Origin of the sequence: Stenotrophomonas sp. YIM B06876 (genome assembly GCF_030711595.1) — a bacterium.
Classification (GTDB): domain Bacteria; phylum Pseudomonadota; class Gammaproteobacteria; order Xanthomonadales; family Xanthomonadaceae; genus Stenotrophomonas.
The window spans coordinates 1-475 of record NZ_JAUJUJ010000548.1 but is presented as its reverse complement, the minus strand read 5'-3'; the positions used below and the strand labels follow the sequence as shown (position 1 = coordinate 475).

Genomic DNA, 475 nt, shown 5'->3' with positions numbered 1-475 from the left:
TCGCCCTGTTGCTGACAGGTTCCGCCTTTTTCGCCCACGCGGCCGGCCCCCTTGAGAAGACCGAATGCATCGCCCCAGCCAAGCCGGGCGGCGGCTTCGACCTGACCTGCAAGCTGGTGCAAAGCGGGCTGCAGAACGCCAAGCTGATTGCCGAGCCGATGCGCGTGACCTACATGCCCGGCGGCATTGGCGCCGTGGCCTACAACGCCATCGTGGCCCAGCGCCCCGACCAGGCCAACACCCTCGTCGCCTTCTCCAGCGGCTCGCTGCTCAACCTGGCCCAGGGCAAATTCGGCCGCTACAACGAGAACGACGTGCGCTGGCTCGCCGCCATCGGCACCGACTACGGCGCCATCACCGTGGCGGCCGACTCGCCCTACAAGACGCTCAAGGACGTGCTCGCCGCCGTCAAGGCCGACCCGACCAAGGTGGTGTTCGGCGCCGGCGGCACGGTCGGCAGCCAGGACTGGATGAA

Annotated in this window: 1 protein-coding gene; it reads left to right on the top strand. The window is 68.2% G+C overall.

Going from position 1 to position 475, the window contains the following annotated elements; genetic code table 11:
* A partial coding sequence (locus QZH66_RS18405; protein ID WP_305807233.1) for a tripartite tricarboxylate transporter substrate-binding protein occupies nucleotides 1-475 on the top strand: 475 nt, incomplete at both ends.